The sequence below is a fragment of the Brevibacterium renqingii genome, from assembly GCF_017808105.1.
Taxonomy (GTDB): Bacteria; Actinomycetota; Actinomycetes; order Actinomycetales; family Brevibacteriaceae; genus Brevibacterium; species Brevibacterium renqingii.
The window spans coordinates 25500-45245 of sequence record NZ_JADBHF010000002.1; the positions used below are offsets into that span (position 1 = coordinate 25500).

General features: G+C 66.4%; 19 protein-coding genes. 12 read left to right on the forward strand and 7 right to left on the reverse strand.

Features of this window, described 5'->3' with window-relative positions:
• Positions 1-2 precede the first annotated feature (2 nt).
• Positions 3-1091 (reverse strand): hypothetical protein, encoded by a 1089-nt coding sequence (locus tag IHE57_RS02590; RefSeq protein WP_209370643.1) that lies wholly within the window; start codon positions 1089-1091, stop codon positions 3-5.
• 142 nt (positions 1092-1233) lie between these two features.
• Between IHE57_RS02590 and ku the strand changes: the two genes are divergently transcribed.
• The 7 genes from ku (at position 1234) to IHE57_RS02625 (ending at position 6194) form a co-directional block, all read left to right on the forward strand.
• A complete protein-coding gene (gene ku, locus IHE57_RS02595; protein ID WP_209370645.1) occupies positions 1234-2148 on the forward strand; it encodes a non-homologous end joining protein Ku in 915 nt (304 codons plus the stop codon).
• A 24-nt stretch (positions 2149-2172) separates the two neighbouring features.
• Entirely contained in the window at positions 2173-3420 is a 1248-nt protein-coding gene (locus IHE57_RS02600; protein WP_253719860.1) for a cytochrome P450, read from the forward strand.
• A gap of 105 nt (positions 3421-3525) precedes the next feature.
• Positions 3526-3942: a ChaB family protein gene (locus IHE57_RS02605; protein WP_209323663.1), complete on the forward strand. Its 417-nt coding sequence runs from the start codon at positions 3526-3528 to the stop codon at positions 3940-3942.
• 123 nt (positions 3943-4065) lie between these two features.
• Positions 4066-4590, forward strand: coding sequence for a Dps family protein (locus tag IHE57_RS02610; RefSeq protein WP_209370647.1), 525 nt, complete (start codon positions 4066-4068; stop codon positions 4588-4590).
• Between the two features lie 132 nt (positions 4591-4722).
• Entirely contained in the window at positions 4723-4968 is a 246-nt protein-coding gene (locus IHE57_RS02615; RefSeq protein ID WP_209370649.1) for a metallothionein, read from the forward strand.
• Positions 4965-5858: an SDR family oxidoreductase gene (locus IHE57_RS02620; RefSeq protein WP_209323666.1), complete on the forward strand. Its 894-nt coding sequence runs from the start codon at positions 4965-4967 to the stop codon at positions 5856-5858. The genes IHE57_RS02615 and IHE57_RS02620 overlap by 4 nt, the downstream gene beginning before the upstream one ends.
• A 54-nt stretch (positions 5859-5912) precedes the next feature.
• Positions 5913-6194 (forward strand): DUF6480 family protein, encoded by a 282-nt coding sequence (locus IHE57_RS02625; RefSeq protein WP_209323667.1) that lies wholly within the window; start codon positions 5913-5915, stop codon positions 6192-6194.
• Between the two features lie 284 nt (positions 6195-6478).
• Here IHE57_RS02625 and IHE57_RS02630 read toward each other — a convergent pair whose 3' ends face one another.
• Positions 6479-8281: a thiamine pyrophosphate-requiring protein gene (locus IHE57_RS02630; RefSeq protein ID WP_209370650.1), complete on the reverse strand. Its 1803-nt coding sequence runs from the start codon at positions 8279-8281 to the stop codon at positions 6479-6481.
• 292 nt (positions 8282-8573) lie between these two features.
• On the opposite strand from IHE57_RS02630, the gene IHE57_RS02635 reads away from it, so the two are divergent.
• From IHE57_RS02635 to IHE57_RS02655, 5 genes are read left to right on the forward strand one after another with little or no spacing between them, the layout of a single operon-like run.
• Entirely contained in the window at positions 8574-9494 is a 921-nt protein-coding gene (locus tag IHE57_RS02635) for a polyprenyl synthetase family protein (RefSeq protein ID WP_209370651.1), read from the forward strand.
• 20 nt (positions 9495-9514) lie between these two features.
• Positions 9515-10744, forward strand: coding sequence for a cytochrome P450 (locus IHE57_RS02640; RefSeq protein WP_209370652.1), 1230 nt, complete (start codon positions 9515-9517; stop codon positions 10742-10744).
• Positions 10741-11109, forward strand: a complete 369-nt coding sequence (locus IHE57_RS02645; protein WP_209370653.1) for a lycopene cyclase domain-containing protein — start codon at positions 10741-10743, stop codon at positions 11107-11109. Before IHE57_RS02640 ends, IHE57_RS02645 begins: the two co-directional genes overlap by 4 nt.
• A complete protein-coding gene (locus IHE57_RS02650; protein ID WP_209370654.1) occupies positions 11096-11440 on the forward strand; it encodes a lycopene cyclase domain-containing protein in 345 nt (114 codons plus the stop codon). Before IHE57_RS02645 ends, IHE57_RS02650 begins: the two co-directional genes overlap by 14 nt.
• Complete coding sequence (locus IHE57_RS02655) at positions 11437-13035, forward strand: FAD-dependent oxidoreductase (protein ID WP_209370655.1); 1599 nt, start codon at positions 11437-11439, stop codon at positions 13033-13035. Before IHE57_RS02650 ends, IHE57_RS02655 begins: the two co-directional genes overlap by 4 nt.
• A 36-nt stretch (positions 13036-13071) precedes the next feature.
• On the opposite strand, the gene crtI is transcribed toward IHE57_RS02655, so the two are convergent.
• From crtI to IHE57_RS02680, 5 genes are all read right to left on the reverse strand, one after another.
• Positions 13072-14724, reverse strand: coding sequence for a phytoene desaturase family protein (gene crtI, locus IHE57_RS02660; protein WP_209370656.1), 1653 nt, complete (start codon positions 14722-14724; stop codon positions 13072-13074).
• Positions 14721-15686, reverse strand: a complete 966-nt coding sequence (locus tag IHE57_RS02665) for a phytoene/squalene synthase family protein (RefSeq protein ID WP_209370657.1) — start codon at positions 15684-15686, stop codon at positions 14721-14723. The genes crtI and IHE57_RS02665 overlap by 4 nt, the downstream gene beginning before the upstream one ends.
• Before the next feature lie 64 nt (positions 15687-15750).
• The gene (locus IHE57_RS02670) at positions 15751-16164 is read right to left on the reverse strand and encodes a hypothetical protein (RefSeq protein ID WP_209370659.1); all 414 of its coding nucleotides are present in this window, start codon (positions 16162-16164) and stop codon (positions 15751-15753) included.
• Between the two features lie 67 nt (positions 16165-16231).
• A complete protein-coding gene (locus tag IHE57_RS02675) occupies positions 16232-18337 on the reverse strand; it encodes a CocE/NonD family hydrolase (protein WP_209370661.1) in 2106 nt (701 codons plus the stop codon).
• A 10-nt stretch (positions 18338-18347) separates the two neighbouring features.
• The gene (locus IHE57_RS02680) at positions 18348-19628 is read right to left on the reverse strand and encodes an ATP-grasp domain-containing protein (RefSeq protein WP_209370663.1); all 1281 of its coding nucleotides are present in this window, start codon (positions 19626-19628) and stop codon (positions 18348-18350) included.
• Positions 19629-19746: the final 118 nt, after the last annotated feature.

A 19746-nucleotide genomic window follows, 5' to 3' on the forward strand; every position in this document is an offset into this window, starting at 1 on the left:
GCTCAGGTCTCTTCGTCGCTGCGGTCGTCGTGCTGCTGCCGGCGTTCGTTTTCTCGCTTGCTGTACGTTGCTCGCCGGATCTCATCGTCGCTGTCGAAGTTGGAGCCGAGGGCCCCGGCCAGGGTGCCCAGACAAGCCGCCAGCCACGCAAGCTTCGGATAATTGCCGAAGCTCGCGGGGTGCATGAGTTCGGTTGCGAGCAGGCCCGTGTCGACGACGACCAATCCGAGTGCGAACAGGAAGGCGAACAGGACCAGGAACATCAGGGCCACACTGGTGCCCACCATGATGATCGTGGTCGTGTTGTCCAATCCGCCCTGCCACGCATACACCGCGTCGCGTCGCTTGGTCCACAGGTGATTGCGGAAGATCAGCCAGAAGGTCAGCGCCGCGATGACGAGGAGACCGATCAGGAGGAGACGCGCCGGATTCAAGGAATCGGCCAATGTCCAGATCGAACTGTAGAAGACACCGAACGTGCCCACGGCCGCTGCCGCGGCAACGGAGGTGGTCAGCGCGGGAAGCATCCGCCCGGGCCGATTGCTGCGCACCATTCCCGTCAGCAGCCGCAGCCGGTTGGACCATCCGGGCAGCACGATGTACGCGGTGTCGTCTCGGCCCGTTCCTGTGTCCCCGCGCGCGCTTCTGAGCTTCGCAATCGTTCGGACGGAGTCCTCCAACGAGTTCTGCCCGGTTCCTTTCTGCGTCGCGGAGATGAGCGCCACCACCAGATTCCGTGTCTGTGCCACAAGACGATGGGCACCCAGGGCCGGCACTGAGACCAGCAGTGCCCGATTGACGGTGCTGACTTCGCACAGCAGCGGCTCCATGTCGTGGTGTCGGGGCAGCTCGGTCAGGTACACGATGTAGTCCCACTCATACTGACTTCTCAGGTCTTCGGCCTTGTGCATGAAGGGGATGTCACCCTCAGGGGTGAGTGAGAACGATTCCTTGCTGACCTCGACGTTCCACTCGGTGTCCTCGATATGATCGGTCAGTTCTCGTTCCAGAGACCCCGCAACCGACTGAGCGATCTTCTGCGGCACACCGGAATCGGCCATCAGCCCGACAACCTTCGCTTCTGATCCCATTCTTTCATCCTGAATCAAGGGAGTCCTACCGTCTACCCCCTGCAGTGCCCTGGCTGCTGAGAAGCCGGCTGGTCCGTTTCCTCTTCCTCGCCGCATGCCGAGGGGGCTAGCCAGTGGTCGAAACCTGCGTTTCAATTGTGGAATGAGAGCTATTTGGACTGGATCCATCGCGTTCGGCCTGGTGAATGTGCCGGTGAAGCTGTATTCGGCCACTGAGAACCACGACGTGTCCATGCACCAGGTCCACGCGAAGGACGGCGGACGGATTCGCAATCAGCATCGCTGTGAGGAATGCGGCAAGACCGTCGACTACGGCGACATCGACAAGGCCTATGACGACGGGGAGCACCGCGTGATCCTCACGCACGAGGACTTCGAATCGCTTCCCGCGGAGGACAACGACGACATAGACGTCCTCCAGTTCGTGCCCAGCGATGAGATCGATCCGATCATGCTCGAGAAGTCCTACTTCCTCGAACCGACGTCGAAGACTCCGAAGGCCTATCTTCTCCTGCGCCAGACGCTCGAGGACACGGAGCGCACGGCCATCGTGAAGATCACCCTGCGCACGCGCACGCGCCTGGCCATTCTGCGAGTGTGCGGGAAGGTGCTCATGATTCAGACGCTGCGCTGGGCCGATGAGATCCGCGAGGTCGACTTCAAAGGCGTGAACTCGCAGGCGAAGATCTCGGACAAGGAGCTCGAGATGTCGTCGAAGCTCGTCGAATCCTACTCCGAGGACTTCACCCCCGAGGAGTTCAGCGACGACTACCAGGTCGAGCTGCGCAGACTCATCGACGCCAAGATCGAATCCGGCGAGAGCTTCGATGTCGAGAAGACCTTCGGCGAGGAGGAGTCCGAGGAGGATTCCGGCGGCGACGTCATCGACCTCATGGAGGCCCTGCGCAAGTCCGTGGACAGTTCCCGATCCTCGAAGAAGGGGACGAAGAAGTCCGGGGCCAAGAAGACCGGTGCCAAGAAGTCGGACACGAAGAAGTCAGGCACGAAGAAGTCGGAGGACGGGAAGACGGGAGCGAAGAGGAAACGCACCGGATGAGGTCCGAGGAGAGGAAGTCGCACGATGAGACAGCCCATTGACAGCACTGCCGCCCTCATCAGGGACGGCTACGCCTTCGCCGCACGCCGCAGCGAGACCTGGGGCACGGACCTGTTCACCACACGGATCTTCCTGCAGCCGACCACCTTCATCCTCGGCGAGGAGGCCGCAGCGCTCTTCTACGACGGAGAGCATTTCACGCGGATGGCAGCGATGCCGCCGACCGTGCAGCACCTCCTCCAGGACAAGGGTTCCGTTCAGGCCCTCGACCCACCTGGCCACGGGCGCCGGAAGGAGGCGTTCCTCTCGCTCATGGGCGAGGAATCGATGGGCCGCCTCGGCGAGATCTTCGACGAGGAATGGACTCGGACCCTCGACCGGCTGCCGGGCCCCCGGCGGATCGTCCTCCACGACTTCGCTCGCCAGGTGCTCACCGGCACCGCCTGCCGCTGGGCCGGCGTCGACGTCACCGACGCCGACCTCCGCCGCCTGACTCGCGAGTTCGGCATGATGATCGACAGAGCCGGTTCGATGGGTCCGATGAACTGGTACGCCCAATGGCGCCGCCGCAGCACCGAGGACTGGGCGATCGAGCAGATCGAGAAGACCCGCCGAGGCGAGACGGAACCGGGCCCGGGCACCGCCCTCTCCGTCTTCGCCGAGCACACGGACTCCGCAGGCGAGCTCCTCTCGGCAGAGACGGCGGCCGTCGAACTCATCAACATCCTCCGTCCCACCGTCGCCGTGGCCCGTTTCATCGTCTTCGCCGCGGTCGCCCTCACAGAGCATCCGCAGTGGCGGGAGACCTTCGCCGCCGGCGACGAATCCGACCTCGAGGCGTTCGTGCAGGAGGTGCGCCGCAGCTACCCCTTCTTCCCCGCAGTTCCGGCCAGGGTGCGCAGCCCGTTCGAATGGCGCGGGCACCGGTTCGCACCCGGCGATCGCGTCATCCTCGACCTCTACGCCACCTGCCACGACAGACGACTGTGGGAGGACCCGGCAGCGTTCGCGCCCGAACGCTTCCGTGGATTCAGCTGGGCCGAACAGCCCAACACCCTCATCGCCCAGGGGGCCGGCCGGCACGACAGCGATCATCGATGCCCGGGCGAGTGGAGCACAGTCGAACTCATGAAGAGAGCCGTGCGGCAGCTGTCCCGCACCGGTTCGGAGGTACCCACCCAGGACCTGTCGATACCGCTCAACCGCTTCCCCACCTTGCCGCGCAGCGGCTTCGTATTCCACTACCGGGGCACACCCGGCTCGGACATCTGAGCACCGCCGGGCGCATACTTCCGGTCCGGAACGCACCCCCTTACGCAGACCACTGACCTGGACTAGTCTGACCGCAACCGCGACACGATAAGGAGTTGATTCCACATGCCGAAGACGACGAAGTCAGGAAAGCCGAAGGAGTCCGAGCTGCCCTCGACGCTGGAGAAGTCGAGCAAGAAGGCGCAGCGGACCTTCGCGAAGGCCTACGACTCGGCCATCGACGAATACGGCGATGAGAAGCGAGCCCACCAGGTGGCCTATGCGGCCCTCAAGCACAGCTATGAGAAGGTCGGCGACAAATGGGAGGAGAAGGACTCCTCCGGCCCCTCGGACAAGCAGAGCTCCGGCGGCAAGAACACGAACCGCAAGACCGCCGGCGGGGTCGATGCGAACGCTTCGAAGGACCATCTCTACGAACAGGCGAAGAAGCTCGACATCTCCGGCCGTTCGTCGATGACGAAGAAGGAGCTCGTCGATGCGCTCGAGAAGGAGAGCAAGCGGAAGACCAAGGAGAATTCCTGATCTGGCCGACGCGGGGAAACCCAAGCGGCAAGGCAAGGTCTTCCGGGGTTCGGGGCCCGAGGCTAACGTGAGGAATCCGGTCCGCCGCTGACGAACGGCACCAGTACGAAAGATTGGAGCACCATGACAGACTCAGTCACCGTACCCGACCCGCACGGTTCGGAGAGGACGCAGAGGGAGAACGCCGAGAAGGGGTTCGTCGCCCCTGAGTCGCTGACGAAGAACCTGCAGAACGTGCTCGTCGACTTCATCGCGCTCAGCCTGGGCGCCAAGCAGGCCCATTGGAACATCGTGGGCACGAACTTCCGGGACCTCCACCGCAACCTCGACGAGGTGACCACCGTGGCCCGCAATGGCAGCGACGCCCTAGCCGAGCGGATGCGAGCGCTGCACGGTTCGCCCGACGGGCGTCCCGCGGTCATCGCCGCGCAGACCGACCTCGACACCCTGCCCAGCGGTGAGATGACCACCCACGATGCGATCGATCACATCGTGCGTGCGATCGAGACGACGGTCGCCAGCATGCGCGGGTGCCATGACGAAGTCGACTCCGCCGATCCGACGACTGCTGACCTGTTCCACGAGTACATCGCACAGCTCGAACAGCAGGCCTGGTTCATCAGCGCCGAGACCCGCACACCGAAATGACGTCCGGGCCGGGCAGGCTGATGACCCACCGCATTCCGATGCGGCCCTGACCGCCCCCGGCATTCCCACGCGGCGCTGAACATGCACGACATGCGTTGCTGACAGCGCCCCACCGACAAGGAGGAGAAGACGATGACCGCCTGTGACACCTGCGGAAACGACTACGACCGGACATTCACCCTGACTCTGGAGGACCAGTCCTGGAACTTCGACAGCTTCGAATGCGCGATCGCGAAGGCCGCGCCCACCTGCGAGCACTGCGGTTGCCGGATCCTCGGCCACGGAGTCCGCGCGGGAGATTCGACGTTCTGCTGCTCGCACTGCGCCCGTGAGTCAGGGTTCACCGACGCCACCGATGACAAAGGACAAGGACAATGAGTGACCAGCTGACGTTCCAGGATCCCGTCAACCGCTTCCCCGACATCTCACCGCCGAAGCAGGACCAGCCCGAACCCGGTCTCGACGCAGAGCTCATTCCGGGCACGGATCGCGGTGAGGACAGCTACACCGGCACCGGCAGACTCCGCGGCCGCAAGGCCCTGATCACCGGCTCGGACTCCGGAATCGGATCCGCCGTGGCGATCGCCTTCGCCCGTGAGGGTGCCGATGTCGCTCTGGCCTACCTGCCTGCCGAGGAGGAGGATGCGCAGCACGTCTGCGAGATCATCCGCCAGGCAGGGCGGAAGGCGGTGCCGCTTCCGGGAGATCTCGCCGATCGCGACTACTGTCGTGATGTGGTGCGGCAGGCAGCCGAAGGGCTCGGAGGGCTCGATGCCGTGGTCAACAATGCCGGGCGTCAGATCGCCGTCGAGGACATCGCAGATCTGACCGACGAGCAGTGGGAGAACACCTTCATGACGAACATCCATGCGATGTTCCGGGTCTCCCAGGCAGCCCTCGAATACCTCAAACCCGGGTCGACGATCGTCAACACGACCTCGATCCAGGCGTATTCGCCCTCGGCCCATCTCATCGACTACGCCTCGACGAAGGCGGCGATCAACAACTTCACGAAGGGCCTGGCCACACAGCTCGCGCCGAAGGGCATCCGAGTGAATTCCGTGGCGCCGGGACCGATCTGGACGCCTCTGCAGGTGTCCGACGGACAGCCGAAGGACGCTCTGCCCCACTTCGGCAAGAACACACCGCTGGGGCGGGCCGGGCAGCCGACGGAACTGGCACCCGCATATGTCTTCCTCACCTCGTCGGAGTCGAGCTATGTCCTCGGCGAGACTCTCAATGTCAACGGCGGGCAACCCAGCCCCTGATCGTCCGGCTGCGGACGACCGCGGCGGTTCGAGAGCCCCGAAGGAGTGAGAAACTTGAGTTCGGACAACGACAAGCAGCCCAAGCCCAACACCGACAGGCACGGCACGGGCAATCCCAATATGGACCCGCAGCCCGCAGGGGATCCGGACCTCGAGCCGGGCGGCAGCGTGCGGCCCGGTGCCACACCGCCGGAGTCGCAGTCGGCCTCTGCGACCCCGCCGCACCCGCCTGCCAAGCGCCCGCCGAAGACGAAGTGGACGATCGTTGCGATCAGCTGCGTGCTCGCGATCATCGTCCTCTTCTTCATCGCCTACATCATCGGCATCTTCGGCTGATCCGAGCGCCGCTCGCAGAGGCCGCTCTCAGAGCGCGGATTGACCCGGCCGCTGAGAACGACAAGGGCCGGAAGATTCCATTCGGAGTCTTCCGGCCCTTCCGCTCGAGGTTCCGAGGGAGAAGAGTGTTGGTTTCGCGGGAGACGATTGTCGAATTCTCGCGAAATTTCGACAATCGTCTCCCGCGAAAACCCGATGGGGCGAACAACCGTACAGCTCTCCTGGGCTTAGGCCGCACAGTCCGACTGCGGAGAGTCTCTGCTGCCGCAGCTGCCGACAGCTCGTCACTGGGACTTCGAATCCTTGTGCGGCAGGAACTCCTGCGCCTTGGTCTTGATGCCCTGCTTCATCACGCCCAGCAGGTTCGGATCGCCCTTGAGCATGGACTTCGCCGTGTCCTTGGCCTGCTGAAGCGTCGCGTGCGGAGGAATCGGCGGCATGTCCGGGTCGACATGGACATCGAGGACGGTGGGTCGGTCGGCCGACAGTGCCATGTCCCAGGCCGGACCGATCTCCTCGGGGTCCTTGACCGTGATCGCGCCGAGACCGATGCTCTTCGCGAAATCGGCATAGGAGACCTCGGGGAGCTTCTGCGATTCGAGGAACGTCGGAGCACCCTCGGTCGCACGGATCTCCCACGTGACCTGATTCAGGTCGTTGTTGTGCAGCACGCACACGACAAGGCGCGGATCCGTCCACCGCTCCCAGTACCGGGTGATCGTGATGAGCTCGGCCATCCCATTCATCTGCATGGCCCCGTCACCGACCATCGCGATGGCCGGGCGCTCGGGATGACCGAATTTCGCCCCGATCGCATACGGCACGGCCGGACCCATCGTCGCCAGCGTTCCCGACAGCGACCCGCGGACGTCGGAGGTGAACACGAGCTGACGCGCGTACCAGTCGGCGGCCGTGCCCGAATCCGCGCTGACCATCGCATCGGCCGGCAGCCGCTTCGACAGCTCCGAGAACAGGCGCAACGGGTTGATGGGATCGGACTCGACCATGGCCTCGGCCTCCATCACCTCCCACCAGTCGGTGACATTCGATTCGATCGTCTCGCGCCATTTCCGGTCGGTCTTGCGCTCGAGCAGCGGCAGGAGAGCCTGCAGGGTCGCCTTCGCATCGCCGACGAGGTTCTCCTCGTAGGGATAGCGCATGCCGACGAATCTCGCGTCGATGTCGATGTCGACGGCTCGCGCCTGATCGTATTCGGGCAGGAACTGAGAATAGGGGAAGCTCGACCCGATGGTCAGCAGCGTGTCGCAGTCCCGCATCATCTCGTAGCTGGGACGGGTCCCCAGCAGCCCGATCGAACCGGTGACATAGGGCAGGTCGTCGCCGATGACGTCCTTGCCCAGGAGCGCCTTGGCGATGCCGGCCCCGAGGGTCTCGGCGACGGCCGCGAGCTCCTCCCGCGCGCCTCGGGCGCCGGCACCGGCGAGAATCGCCACCTTCTCCCCCTCGTTGAGGATCGCCGCGGCACGCTGGACGGCCTCCTCGTCGGCGACGACCTGAGGAAGGCTGACCCCGAGCGATGACGGCACCATCTTGAAGGCGTGCGTCGGCGCCGAGTACTCGGCCTCCTGCACATCGAGAGGAATGATGATCGCCGTGGGAGCCCGTTCGCTCAGCGCCGTGCGCATCGCCCGGTCGAGCACATTGGGCAGCTGCTCCGGGGCCATCACGGTCTGGATGTACTCCCCGGCGACATCCTTGTAGAGAGTGTGCAGATCGACTTCCTGCTGATAGGAGCCGCCCATCGCCGTCCGGTTCGTCTGACCGACGATAGCCACGACCGGCTGATGGTCGAGCTTCGCGTCGTAGAGGCCGTTGAGCAGGTGGACGGCCCCCGGTCCGGAGGTGCCCATGCAGACTCCGACCTTGCCCGTGAACTTCGCATAGCCCACCGCTTCGAAGGCGCTCATCTCCTCATGCCGCGACTGGATGAACTCCGGAGCCTCCGTGCCCTCCGACCAGGCCGAGACGATCCCGTTGATGCCGTCACCCGGGTAGGCGAACACGCGCTCGACGTCCCATTGGCGCAATCGGTGAAGCAGAAACTGCGCAACGGTCTGTTCTGACATGACTCTGTCCCTTCACTTGCGAGGTGTGAAGACGGCTCGACCGACCAGGGGAAGAAGGCGGACGAACCCCCTACGGTGCGGTCACAGTAGCAAGCCCGCTGCGGCCCCGTAACCCCTGTCGTGCCGCAGGGATGTGGGGTAGGGTGCCGGCACCTGGCGAAAACGAGAGGAGGGGAGGATCGCACTGAGCATCGAAACCCGTCTCGACGACATCCTCGCCGCGGCCCGGCAACGCTCCCGAATAAGCACACCGCAGAGCGAGCAGCTCTGGGCATCGCTGTCGCGGATGGCCGTGGGCGGGAAGATGATCCGGCCCCACCTGCTCATCGACGTCCATGAGAGCCTCGGAGGCACGGAGTCCGAGGCGGCCGTCGACGCCGCCTGCGCGATGCAGCTGCTGCACATCGGCTTGGTCATCCACGACGACGTCATCGACAACGACACCGTGCGTCGCGGGCAGATGAACATCGCCGGGCAGTTCTCCTCCGAAGCGATGCTCCTCGGAGCCGCCGATGCCGCGGCCCAGACCTGGGGAATGGCATCATCTCTGCTCGCCGGCGACCTCATGCTCACCGAAGCCCACTCCCTCCTGGCGCGTCTCGACCTCGATTCCCCGCGCAGGTTCGAGATCCTCGACATCTTCGACGACACGATCGCCGAGAGCGTCACCGGGGAGCAGTCCGATGTGTGGCTGAGCCTCCACCTCGACGAGGCCCGCGCCGAGGACGTGCTCGCGATGATCGGGCAGAAGACCGCCGTCTATTCGTTCGAAGCGCCCCTGACGATCGCCGCGGTCCTCGCCGGCGGCGACGCCGGTCTGGTCGCCGGTCTGCGCAGCATCGGGCGGCACATCGGCGTCGTCTACCAGCTCCGGGACGACGTCCTCGGACTCTTCGGCGATGAGCAGGAGACCGGCAAATCCGTGCTCAGCGATCTGCGTGAGGGGAAGGAGACTCTGCTCGTCAACACCGCGCGCACCCATCCCTCCTGGTCCGAGGTCGCCCATCTCTTCGGCGACCGAGGGCTCGACGCCGACGGCGGGCGCCGCCTGCAGCAGGTCATCGAGGACTCCGGGGCGAGGACATTCGTCGAATCCGTGATCGACGATCGCTGCGAGGCCATCGCCGGGCTCATCGCCGAGGCGGACCTGCCGCAGGCTCTCGCCGGCAGGTTCGAGGATCTCACCTCCGCCTGCAGTGTGCGGTGCTCATGAGTCGGCACGAGCGAGGCCCCATGAGCGGCCGCCGCGCGGTGCGCGAGGACGAGGCGACCGGTCCCCCGGTCGAGCACGTGCCGCTCGGCCACGGCCCCGACATCTGGCGCGTCCGCTCCTTCGATGCCGCTCGGCAGGTGCTGCGGGCCCGCCACCTGACGACCCAGGCCGGATTCACCGCGGAGAGGATCCCGCGCGGTGTCTTCCGCCGACACCCGATCCTCATCTCCGACGGCGAGGGGCATGACTCGCAGCGCCGTGAGCTCGCCCGCTTCTTCGCCCCTGCCGTGGTGGCCGACCGTTACGGCGAGCGCATCGACGAGCTCGCCCGGGACACGGTCGGCCGGGCGGCGGCGGCCGGTCGCTGCCGACTCGACGAGGTGGCTCTGCACTTCTCGGTGGCCGTGACCTCCGAGGTGGTGGGGCTGACCGAATCGACCGTCGCCGGGATGTCCCGCCGGCTCGAGGGATTCTTCACCCAGCCTCCCGTCGACCTCAGCGCTCCCGGCTGGGGACGGACGCGGCGGCAATGGCTGCAGGCGGCGATCAACGGCCTCGTCCCGATCGCCCGGTTCCACCTCGCCGATGTCCGCCCGGCGATCAGAGCCCGGCGCCGCAGACACCGCGACGACGTGCTCTCCCACCTCATCGCGGCCGGCCACAGCACCTCGGACATCCTCGTCGAATGCGTCACCTACGGCACGGCCGGCATGGTCACGACCCGCGAATTCATCTCGATGGCCTGCTGGCATCTGCTCACCGACCGAGAGCTGGCCGCGGAGTACCTCGCGGCAGAGCAGCCTCGGCGGGTGGAGATCCTCGAGGAGATCATCCGCCTCGAACCGGTCGTCGGCCACCTCTTCAGGCGCGCGCAGGACGATATCGAGATCACGGCACCGGGAGGGACAGTGACGGTTCCCGCCGGTGATCTCATCGACATCTGCGTCCGTGCGACGAACACCGATGAGCAGGCCGTGGGCCCCGATCCGGAGTCCCTGTGCCCGGTCCGCAGCACCGCCGAGTCCATTCCGGCCGTGGGCATGAGCTTCAGCGACGGCGCGCACAAGTGCCCCGGGCAGACGCTGGCGCTGTACGAGACCGATGCGCTCCTGCACCGTCTGCTCGACCGCTCCCCGCACCTGGTCGCAGAACCGACGATCGGCTGGGACAGCGTCATCGAGGGCTACCGGCTGCGCGGCCTCGAACTGGCCTTCGCGCAGGGACCGGCCCGGGAAGGGAGGCGATCATGAGCGCATTCGAGTACCTGCTCCTCATGGGGGCCTGTGTGCTCATCACCCTGCCCCTGGAGCTCTTCTTCCAGGCGCGGGTGTACTGCCGTTGGGCAACCGCGCTGTGGGCACTCGTGCCCGTCATCCTCGTCTTCTCCCTGTGGGATGTCATCGCCATCGCCCGCGACCATTGGACGTACAATCCTCGGTTCGTCACCGGCATCCGCCTCGGCGATCTGCCGCTCGAGGAGATCGTGTTCTTCATCGTCATCCCCCTGTGCGCCCTGCTCAGCTATGAGGCGGTCGGCACCGTGCTCAGGGGTGTGCGCCGACTGCGGTCGCGCAGTCCGATCGAGAAGGAGGCGGTCGAGGATGACGGTGCCTGAGTACACGATCATGACCGTCATCGGCATGATCGTCGTCATCGGCCTCGAACTGCTCGCCTTCCGCTCGGGCATCTTCCGTCGGGCGAAGTACTGGGCGGCACTGGCCATCTGCCTGTTCTTCCAGTGCTTCGTCGACGGCTGGCTGACCAAGCTCTCGGATCCCATCGTCCTCTACAACCCGCAGGGACTCTCCGGCGTCCGATTCCCCTGGGACATCCCCATCGAGGACTTCGGCTTCGGGTTCGCCATGATCACCGCGGTCCTCATGCTCTGGCAGTGGCGACTCAACCGGCAGGCCGCCGCTGCATCCGGCGAACAGGAGAACGGATGAACCGTCGTCCCACCCAGCCGAGCCCCCGCGATCGACACGCGGTGCTCACCCCTTCCCACCCGGGACGCCCGCGCCTGCTGCGGCCGAAGCGGGTGACCATCGTCGGCGGCGGCATCGCCGGGCTCGCGGCCGCGGCAGTGCTCGCCGAGCACGGAGCCGCGGTGCACCTGATCGAACGCGAGCACAGCCTCGGCGGGCGGGTCCGAGCGTGGGATCTCGACGGGGAGCGGACGATGAGCCGCGGATTCCATGCCTTCTTCCGCCAGTACTACAACCTGCGCAGCCTGCTCGCGCGCACCGACCCCGATCTGGAGCGTCTCGTGCCCGTGAGGGACTATCCGCTCGTGGGCCGCGACGGTCTGCGGGACTCCTTCGCCTCCATTCCCCGCACTCCCCCGCTGAGCCTCGCAGGATTCGTCCTCACCAGCCCGTCCTTCCCGCTGCGCAGCCTGGCCGATGTCGATCTCGACACGGCGTTCGAGCTCATCGACGTCGACTTCCCCGACTCCTATGTCCGGTATGACGGGGAGTCGGCCGAGGCGTTCCTCGACCGGCTGCGGTTCCCGGACGGGGCGAGGCATCTCGCGCTCGAGGTGTTCGCCCGCTCGTTCTTCGCCCATCCCGCGGACTTCTCCGCCGGCGAACTCGTGGCGATGTTCCACACCTATTTCACGGGCTCGGCCGAGGGGCTGCTCTTCGACGTCCCCGACGACGACTACGACACCGCACTGTGGGCGCCCCTGGGCGAGCACCTCGCCGAGGCGGGGGTGAGGATCGAGACCGACACCGCCGTCACCGCGCTCCACCTGCCGGAACGATCCGATGCGCGCGCCGGCGGGTGGAGCGTCGAGACGACGAAGGGAACGATCACCTCCGATGCGCTCGTGCTCGCCGCCGATCCGCGCAGCGCTCGCGCCCTCCTCTCCGGGCTGGAGAGCACAGGGCACGAACAATGGCTGAGCGAAGTGACCTCGCAGAGGAACGCACCGCCGTTCGCGGTGCTGCGTCTGTGGCTGGGCGCCGAGGTGGATCCGAGCCGCCCGGCCTTCCTCGGCACGACCGGCTACGCGCTGCTTGATAACATCTCGGTCCTCGAACGCTTCGAAGCCGGGGCCGCCGAATGGCAGCGCAGGCACGGCGGCTCCGTCATCGAACTCCACGCCTATGCGCTCGGAACCGCTCATCGCGGCCGTGCTGCGACGCTCGCGCGTGAGCAGGCGGATCGGGATGCTGTGGCCGACCAGCTGCTCGCCGATCTGCACGAGGCCTACCCGGAGACCGCCGACATCCCCATCACCGCCCGCGAGCTGCTCATCGCTGAGGACTGCGCATTGGCCGACACCCGGCCGTGGAACGAACGACCCGGGGTCTCGGCCCCGCTTCCCGGACTGGTGCTGGCCGGCGATGCCATCCGCTGTGAGGCGCCGGTGGCGCTCATGGAGCGGGCGGCGACGACGGGGTTCATGGCTGCCAACGAGCTGCTCGCCGGCTGGCGGGTCGAGGGCACCCCGATCTGGTCGCCGCCTCGGCGCGGTCTGCTCCGCCGGGGTCTCCTCGGCGCTCTGCGAGGCCGTCGGTCCGCGCGCGATCGCTGAGGACGCTGTCCTCGGCGAAGTCGCTCCGGTCGCGGTTCAGCCCTCGGACACGGGCAGCGGTCCGGGACCGGAGTCCCCGCGGAGGCGCTTGAGGACGAGTTCGGCGCTGATGAGGCACATCGGCACACCGACGCCCGGTGCGGTCGTGGCACCGGCATAGAAGAGGCCGGCGACTCTCTTCGAGGCGTTCTGCCGGCGGAACATCGCACTCTGACGCAGCGTGTGCGCGGGACCGAGCATTCCGCCCAGCCAGGAATTGAATCCTTCCGCGAAGTCAGTCGGACCCTGTGTGCGGCGCACCCTGATCCTCTCGCGCAGCTCGGGGATGTCGGCCCACTGCGCGATCTGGTCGATTACGCGGTCGGCGACCGCCTCGATGCGCGGGTCCCCTGCACCGTCGTCTCCCCCGGCTCCGAGCCCCGCATCGGCGGGGACGGGGATGAGGAGGAAGAGGTTCTCGTGCCCGGGCGGAGCGACAGCGGGATCGGTGGCGCTGGGGCGGCACACATAGAGCGAGGCCGGTGAGGGGATCTTCTGATTCGGCCCGAAGATCGCGTCGAAGTCCGCGGTCCAGTCCTCGGTGAAGAACAGCGAATGATGCGGCAGCTGCTCGAGCCCGCCCTCGACGCCGAGGAAGACGAGCACCGCACCGGGGCCGCTGGTCACCGATTGCCAGGAGCGTTCGGGGTAGGACCGGTCCGCGGGGTCGAGCAGCCGCGTCTCCGTGTGATGGAGGTCCACGGCGGAGACGATGACATCGGCGCTGTGGGTGTGCGCGCCTCCGGTGCCGTCGGTCCACCTCAGGCCAGTGACCCGGCGTCGGTCGCGGCGGCCCGGTGCGGCCTCGGTGTCGATGTGCACGACCGTGGTCTCGGTGTGCAGACGCACCCCGGCCTTTTCGGCCATCCGGGTGAGGGCGTCGATGATCGTGTGGAACCCACCGGCCGGGTAGAGCACACCGTCGTCGAGGTCGAGGGAGCTCATGAGGTGGTAGATCGCCGGTGCCCGCCGGGGATCGGTGCCGAGGAAGATGGCGGGATATTGGAGGATCTGCCGCAGCACGGGATCGCGGAACGAGGCCGCGGCGAAGTCGGCCAAGGACGTCGTCATCTGCCGCAGCAGCGTCGGCAGCGAGCCGAGGATATCGCGATGGAGCAGGGACCTCACCGAGGTGAAGGGGTTGTAGAGGAAGTGGGCGAGCGCGAGGTCCTTCGTACGATGGGCCGAGACGAGGTAGTCGTCGAGGAGGCGCCCTGCGCCGCGTTCGACGCCGTCGAAGGTCTCCAGCACTCGGGCCCGGCCCTGTGGGATCGTCAGTTCTCGCGTCTTCCCGCGTGCGGGTGTCCGCGATGCCGAATCGACCGGTCCCGGTGGACTGAACACGGTGTAGCCGGGATCGAGCGTGCGCAGATCGAGTTCGGCCGCGGCGCCGGTGCCGGCAAGAGCGAAGAAGTGTTCGAAGACCTCGGGCATGAGGTACCAGGAAGGGCCGGTGTCGAAGCGGAAGCCCTCGCGTTCGATCATTCCGATGCGCCCGCCGAGTTCGGGGTTCTTCTCGAACAGATCGACCGAGTGTCCTTCGCGGGCCAGGAGGATCGCCGTGGCCAATCCGGCCACTCCCCCGCCGATGATGCCCGTCCGGAGCCTGTCCTCGGCGCGGTCGCCGCCGGCCCTGGTGTGCCGGCTCACTCGCGTCCCTCGCGAGCCGTGGTCATGAGTGCCTGCGCGGCCAGCCGCGCCTTGACCGCGTTCGGAACCCGCACACGGTGCCGGTAGAGATCCTCGACCGGGGTGGCAGCGATCCTGTCGTTGAGGGCGGTGAAGAGCGCGCCGGCGCAGCGGACGGCCGTGCGCGCATCCTTCGGCAGCCCGGCGATGGCGTCATGCGAGGCGGCCAGCTGCTGCCGGATCGTTGCCACCCACGCAGCTTTCTCGGCCTCGGTGAGCCGGTCTCTGCTGGTGAGGTAGCTGCGGCCCAGGCGCTGGTGGTCGTCGGCGAGGTCGCGCAGGAAGTTCACGTTCTGGAACGCCGCCCCCAGCTGACGTGCCCCGTGCTCGAGTCGTTCGACCTCGGCGGGAGTGCGATCGCAGTCGATGAGGAAGACCTTGAGGCACATGAGTCCGACGACCTCGGCGGAGCCGTAGACGTAGTCGGCGTGGGCCTGCGCATCGAAGCCGCGCACATCCCGACGGCCGTCCTCCCCGCCTCCCCGATCGGGTCGAGAGCCGGCGTCCGGCTCGGCTCCCGGGCCGCTGACCGCAGGTTCGAGATCGGTGCGCATGGAAGCGAAGAACGGGTCGATGAGTTCGGCGCAGATGCCGGCGCTGCGAGCGGTGCGGGCGAAGGCGTGGATGATGAGATTGTCGCTGATGCCGCTGCGCAGCGCCGCGTGAGTGGCGGCGGCGAACTGCTCGAACATCTCGCGCTGTTCGACCTCTGCCAGCCCGGCTTCGGCCGCCAGTCCGTCGACGATCTCATCGGCGATGCGGACCAGGGCATAGATGTTGCGGATGTGCTGCCGGTGGCTGCAGCCGAGCAGTTTCGTCGCAAGACCGAAGGACGTCGAATAGCTCGTGATGACGGCTTCGGCCGCGCGCTCGGCCGTGCGGCGATAGAGCTCGGAGACTGGGTGGCGGGATTGCGGCGACATCGGCTCAGTGGGAGAGGTGCTCGAGGAGCGAATCGGGGACAGGGTGCGGACTGTGCACGGGGACTCAGACAGCCGGGTACTGCTGGTGGGCCAGAAGGGAGCCGAGGTGCGCGGCATTGGCCGCCAGAGTCTTCGTGGTCGTGACGACGGCTGTCGGGGTGACTTCGAGATCCTTGAAGTTCTGGGGGTTCATCGCCTCGGAATTCCAGTAGGTCGACCCCTGCGCCGGGATGGTGAAGCCGATGTCGTTGAGCGCCTGATGGGAATCGGCGATGATCTTGTGCGCGCCGTCCCCGTCGCCCATATCCGCCTCGACCCCGGGCCGGATGTCGTGGTCGACGACCCTGATGGCCTCGCCCTCGACTCCGTGTCGGCCCAGTTCGTCGAGGACCTGAGCGGCGATGAGGTCGCTGCTGGAGTCGAAGGGCGAGGGTTTGAGCGTGCAGACGAGTGCCGTCGCCTTCAGTGCGGTGTCCATGTGCTCACGCTAGGACCGTCGTCCGCGCAGCGACAAGAGACCTCGGTGCCCAATGCAAACCTCCGCCTCACAGGTGATCGCGCGGTATCTCCTTGTTCCAGTTCTGCGAGTAGATCCGCTGGTAGCCGAGGTCGCCGTTGAGTTCGAAGGCGTCGAGTTCGGCCGCGATGTGGAAGTTCTCAACGGTCGAGGTCAGCACCGTCCGGGTCTGGACTTCGATGCCCCAGCTGCCGCGCTCCATGCGACGCAGGGTGCTCGTCTCGCCCTGCACCGAGTTCACCTCGTTCCAGCGGAACCTGTACCACTCGTCGGTTCGGCGGCGGATCGTCGTGCCGGTCTCGTCGAGGCGGAACGCGCCCTGGTCGTTGATGATCTCTAGCGTCGAGACATCGGTGGCGAGGTCGCGGATGACCCGCCACTGGTGGTCGCCGGTCTCGAGGTCGGTCGTCTCGAGCTCGGGGGCCGCCTCGGCGTCGCCGAAGTCCCGGAGCCGTTCGTCCTCTCGGCGCGGAGGGCGCACCGGCAGCTCGAGGGTGCACTGTTCGGGGTGGAAGGTGACCGCGGCAGGCGCCGGTGAGGGCCACACCAGCGGCCAGTACGAGGTCGAGACGGACAGTCGCATCCGGTGTCCGGCGGGGAAGACCTGGGCGATGCCGTTGAGCGGGATCGTGATCCGATACTTCCTGCCGGGTTCCAAAGCTTCGGGCTCCTCGCTGCCGTCCCGGTGCGTGAGGTTGAGGATCCCATACGTCACGCGGGTCGCCTCGCCGTCGGGAAAGACATCGGACAGGCGCACGGCGAGCAGGGCATTGGGGCGGTCGGCGGAGACGAGGAACGAGCATTCGCCGCGACCGCAGATCTCGACGTCCTCCTCGAGGGGCTCGGTGTCGAAGACCAGAGCGCCGCCGTCCTCCTCGCGCTGGTCGAAGGGCAGATCCGGCGCGGCCGCATAAGACGCCCATTTGCCCGCGAACAGACCGACGCTCAGCGGCGACTGGAGTGTCAGTTCCGTCGAGAGCTCATCGGACGGATCCTCGTCCGCTGCACCGGCCGAGTCCCCCGCTTCGGGGGCCGCATCCATGGCGGACTCCGTCGATTCGGTGGGGCTGAGCCGGCCCTCGCTCAGCCGCAGCCGCCAGGGGCGCAGCCGGTCCGAAGGCCATTCGGGTTCCCCGACCCAGCGTCCCGGCCGCTCGGAGTAGGAGGAGCGGGGGGTGATGCTGTCCTGCATCCACACTCTGAGCATCGGCTCGTCCATGATCCCGGTGTCCTGCCCCTTGAGCCAGTGGTCGAACCAGCGCACGACCTCTTGGAGGAAGCCGATCGTCGGGCCGGGCACTCCCAGATGCGGGTACTTGTGCCCCCACGGCCCGATGAGTCCGCGGCGAGGCACATCGAGATGCTCCATGAGTCGGAAGATCGCGTTCGTGTAGCCGTCGGCCCACCCGCCGACGGCCATGACCGGGCAGTCGATGGCCGAATAGTCCTCGGAGACCGAGGCGTGCTGCCAGTACTCGTCGCGGCGCTGGTGGCCCAGCCAGTTCTCAAGCCACAGCCCGCTGCCGGACAGCCGGTCGAGCCACATGTCCCGCCAGCGATCGCCGACGATCTCGGGGTCCGGCGGGAGGCTGTTGAACGCGAACATCACCGTCGCTTCGGAGAGGTTGTCCGACAGGAGCGCGCCCCCCATGTAGTGCATGTTGTCGACGTAGAGATCGTCCGTCGCCGAGGCGGAGATGATCGCTCCCAGCGCCGGCGGGCGGCGCGCGGCCACCTGGAGACTGTTGAACCCGCCCCAGGAGATCCCCATCATGCCGACATTGCCGTCGCAGTAGGGCTGCTGGGCCAGCCAAGCGATGACGTCCTCCGCATCGTCCTGCTCCTGGGAGCAGTACTCGTCGAGCAGCAGCCCGTCGGAGTCCCCGCTTCCGCGCAGATCGACGCGCACGCTGACATAGCCGTGGCCTGCGATATAGGGATGGTTGAGGCTGTCTCGGCCCCGGCTGTTGTCGCGTTTGCGATACGGGATGTATTCGAGCACCGCCGGCAGGGGCGTGCTCTCGGCCTCGACGGGGATCCACAGTCGGGCCGCCAGACGGGCGCCGTCGCGCATCGGGATGAAGACGTTCTCGATTGTGCGAACGTCATAGGGGAAGTCGTCGATGGTCCTCACTTCAACCTCCTCAGCTGAATTCGAAGTCCAGTTCGTCGAGTATGTTCTCGTACTTCTCGTCGAGCTCGTCAAGATCGGAAGCACCGAGGTAGAGCTTGCCGAGCACATACCGATAGCTGTCCTGCCCGGTCATCTCCGAGAGCCGCTCCCCCGGTCCGACGTCGATCGTGGCGACGGTGCCGGGATAGCGGGAGCGCAGCCTCAGCAGCGAGTCCTCATCGGGCACCTTCGTCACCACAGCGTCCTCGTCGTGCAGGATCTTGAATTGTCCGGCCACGGCGAACTCGCCCTCTCCCTTCGGCATGCGCGGTTCCATGTCGAGGGCGATGTCCACGGCCACCTGATGGTTGGAGACGCCGTCGACCTTCGCGAAGAGGTCGCTGTGCGACTGGCTGATGCGGGTGTTGAACTCGATGAGCCACAGCTTGTCGCTGTCCTCGTCCCAGATGAATTCCGAATTGAAGCAGCCGTTGTCGAAGCCGATGTGCTCCATATAGCGGCGGGTGTACTCGATCGCACGCTCCCGGATCTCCTCGGGGGTGCTCTGCGCGGGATAGGTGAGCCGGTCGAAGCTCATGTTGTCTGCGTCCTTGCGCATGTCGAAGAGTCCGTGGACGGCGAATTCCCCTCGGTGGATGCTGCCTTCGGGGGCGATCTGACGGCCGACGACGAGCTCCTCGGCGATGCATGCATTGCCTCCGAACTCCTCGAGCTCCGGCGGCAGATCGACTCGCGAGAGCACGGCGTCGAAGGCGTCGCCGACGTTTCTGATCTCGTCCCTGATCTCGTGCAGAGCCTCGGTGAATGTCTCTGCGTCTCGGATCTCGAAGCCGAGCTGGGAGGAATGGGACTTCACAGGTTTGACCCAGAACGGGAATTCGAGATCGATGGAGTCCAGCGCCGCGTCGTCGAAGGGGTCGAAGACCGCGAAGCCGGGAGTGCATTCGGGAACGCAGCGCCTCTGCTCGAGTCTGCTCCAGTATTTGTGCTCGCATTTGAGGATGCTCTCCAGGCTCGGTGCGGGCAGACCCAACTCCTCCGCCAGCACCGGGGAGATCACGCTCACCGGGAAGTCCCAGTGCGGGATGATCGCGTCGACCTCGTCGGGGAAGGCGTTGAGCTCTTCGCGAGCCGCTGTCAGCAGGCTGCCGAAATCGATGGTGCCGACGTCGACGAGTGCGTCGTAGCTGAGCAGGCCGCGGAAGTTCATCTCCTCCGCTCCCCGGATGGTCTCGAGCTCCCGACGTTGGACGTCGGTCAGTCCCGGAACGAACACATTCTTCTTCCTCATACCTGCATCCCAACTTCGGCGACGGTCTTCCCCAAGAAGCCAAACAAGCGCAGGCGACTGCGCGCAATGAGGGCCGAGGCCTCATATTCGATCCCCGCGGTCCCGGCCTTGCGCCAGC

Bases quoted from the DNA above. Each gene is read 5' to 3' on its own strand.
- IHE57_RS02590 (WP_209370643.1), bottom strand. From the start codon at position 1,091: ATGGGATCAGAAGCGAAGGTTGTCGGGCTGATGGCCGATTCCGGTGTG.
- ku (WP_209370645.1), top strand. From the start codon at position 1,234: ATGAGAGCTATTTGGACTGGATCCATCGCGTTCGGCCTGGTGAATGTG.
- IHE57_RS02600 (WP_253719860.1), top strand. From the start codon at position 2,173: ATGAGACAGCCCATTGACAGCACTGCCGCCCTCATCAGGGACGGCTAC.
- IHE57_RS02605 (WP_209323663.1), top strand. From the start codon at position 3,526: ATGCCGAAGACGACGAAGTCAGGAAAGCCGAAGGAGTCCGAGCTGCCC.
- IHE57_RS02610 (WP_209370647.1), top strand. From the start codon at position 4,066: ATGACAGACTCAGTCACCGTACCCGACCCGCACGGTTCGGAGAGGACG.
- IHE57_RS02615 (WP_209370649.1), top strand. From the start codon at position 4,723: ATGACCGCCTGTGACACCTGCGGAAACGACTACGACCGGACATTCACC.
- IHE57_RS02620 (WP_209323666.1), top strand. From the start codon at position 4,965: ATGAGTGACCAGCTGACGTTCCAGGATCCCGTCAACCGCTTCCCCGAC.
- IHE57_RS02630 (WP_209370650.1), bottom strand. From the start codon at position 8,281: ATGTCAGAACAGACCGTTGCGCAGTTTCTGCTTCACCGATTGCGCCAA.
- IHE57_RS02640 (WP_209370652.1), top strand. From the start codon at position 9,515: ATGAGCGGCCGCCGCGCGGTGCGCGAGGACGAGGCGACCGGTCCCCCG.
- IHE57_RS02645 (WP_209370653.1), top strand. From the start codon at position 10,741: ATGAGCGCATTCGAGTACCTGCTCCTCATGGGGGCCTGTGTGCTCATC.
- IHE57_RS02650 (WP_209370654.1), top strand. From the start codon at position 11,096: ATGACGGTGCCTGAGTACACGATCATGACCGTCATCGGCATGATCGTC.
- IHE57_RS02655 (WP_209370655.1), top strand. From the start codon at position 11,437: ATGAACCGTCGTCCCACCCAGCCGAGCCCCCGCGATCGACACGCGGTG.
- IHE57_RS02665 (WP_209370657.1), bottom strand. From the start codon at position 15,686: ATGTCGCCGCAATCCCGCCACCCAGTCTCCGAGCTCTATCGCCGCACG.
- IHE57_RS02670 (WP_209370659.1), bottom strand. From the start codon at position 16,164: ATGGACACCGCACTGAAGGCGACGGCACTCGTCTGCACGCTCAAACCC.
- IHE57_RS02680 (WP_209370663.1), bottom strand. From the start codon at position 19,628: ATGAGGAAGAAGAATGTGTTCGTTCCGGGACTGACCGACGTCCAACGT.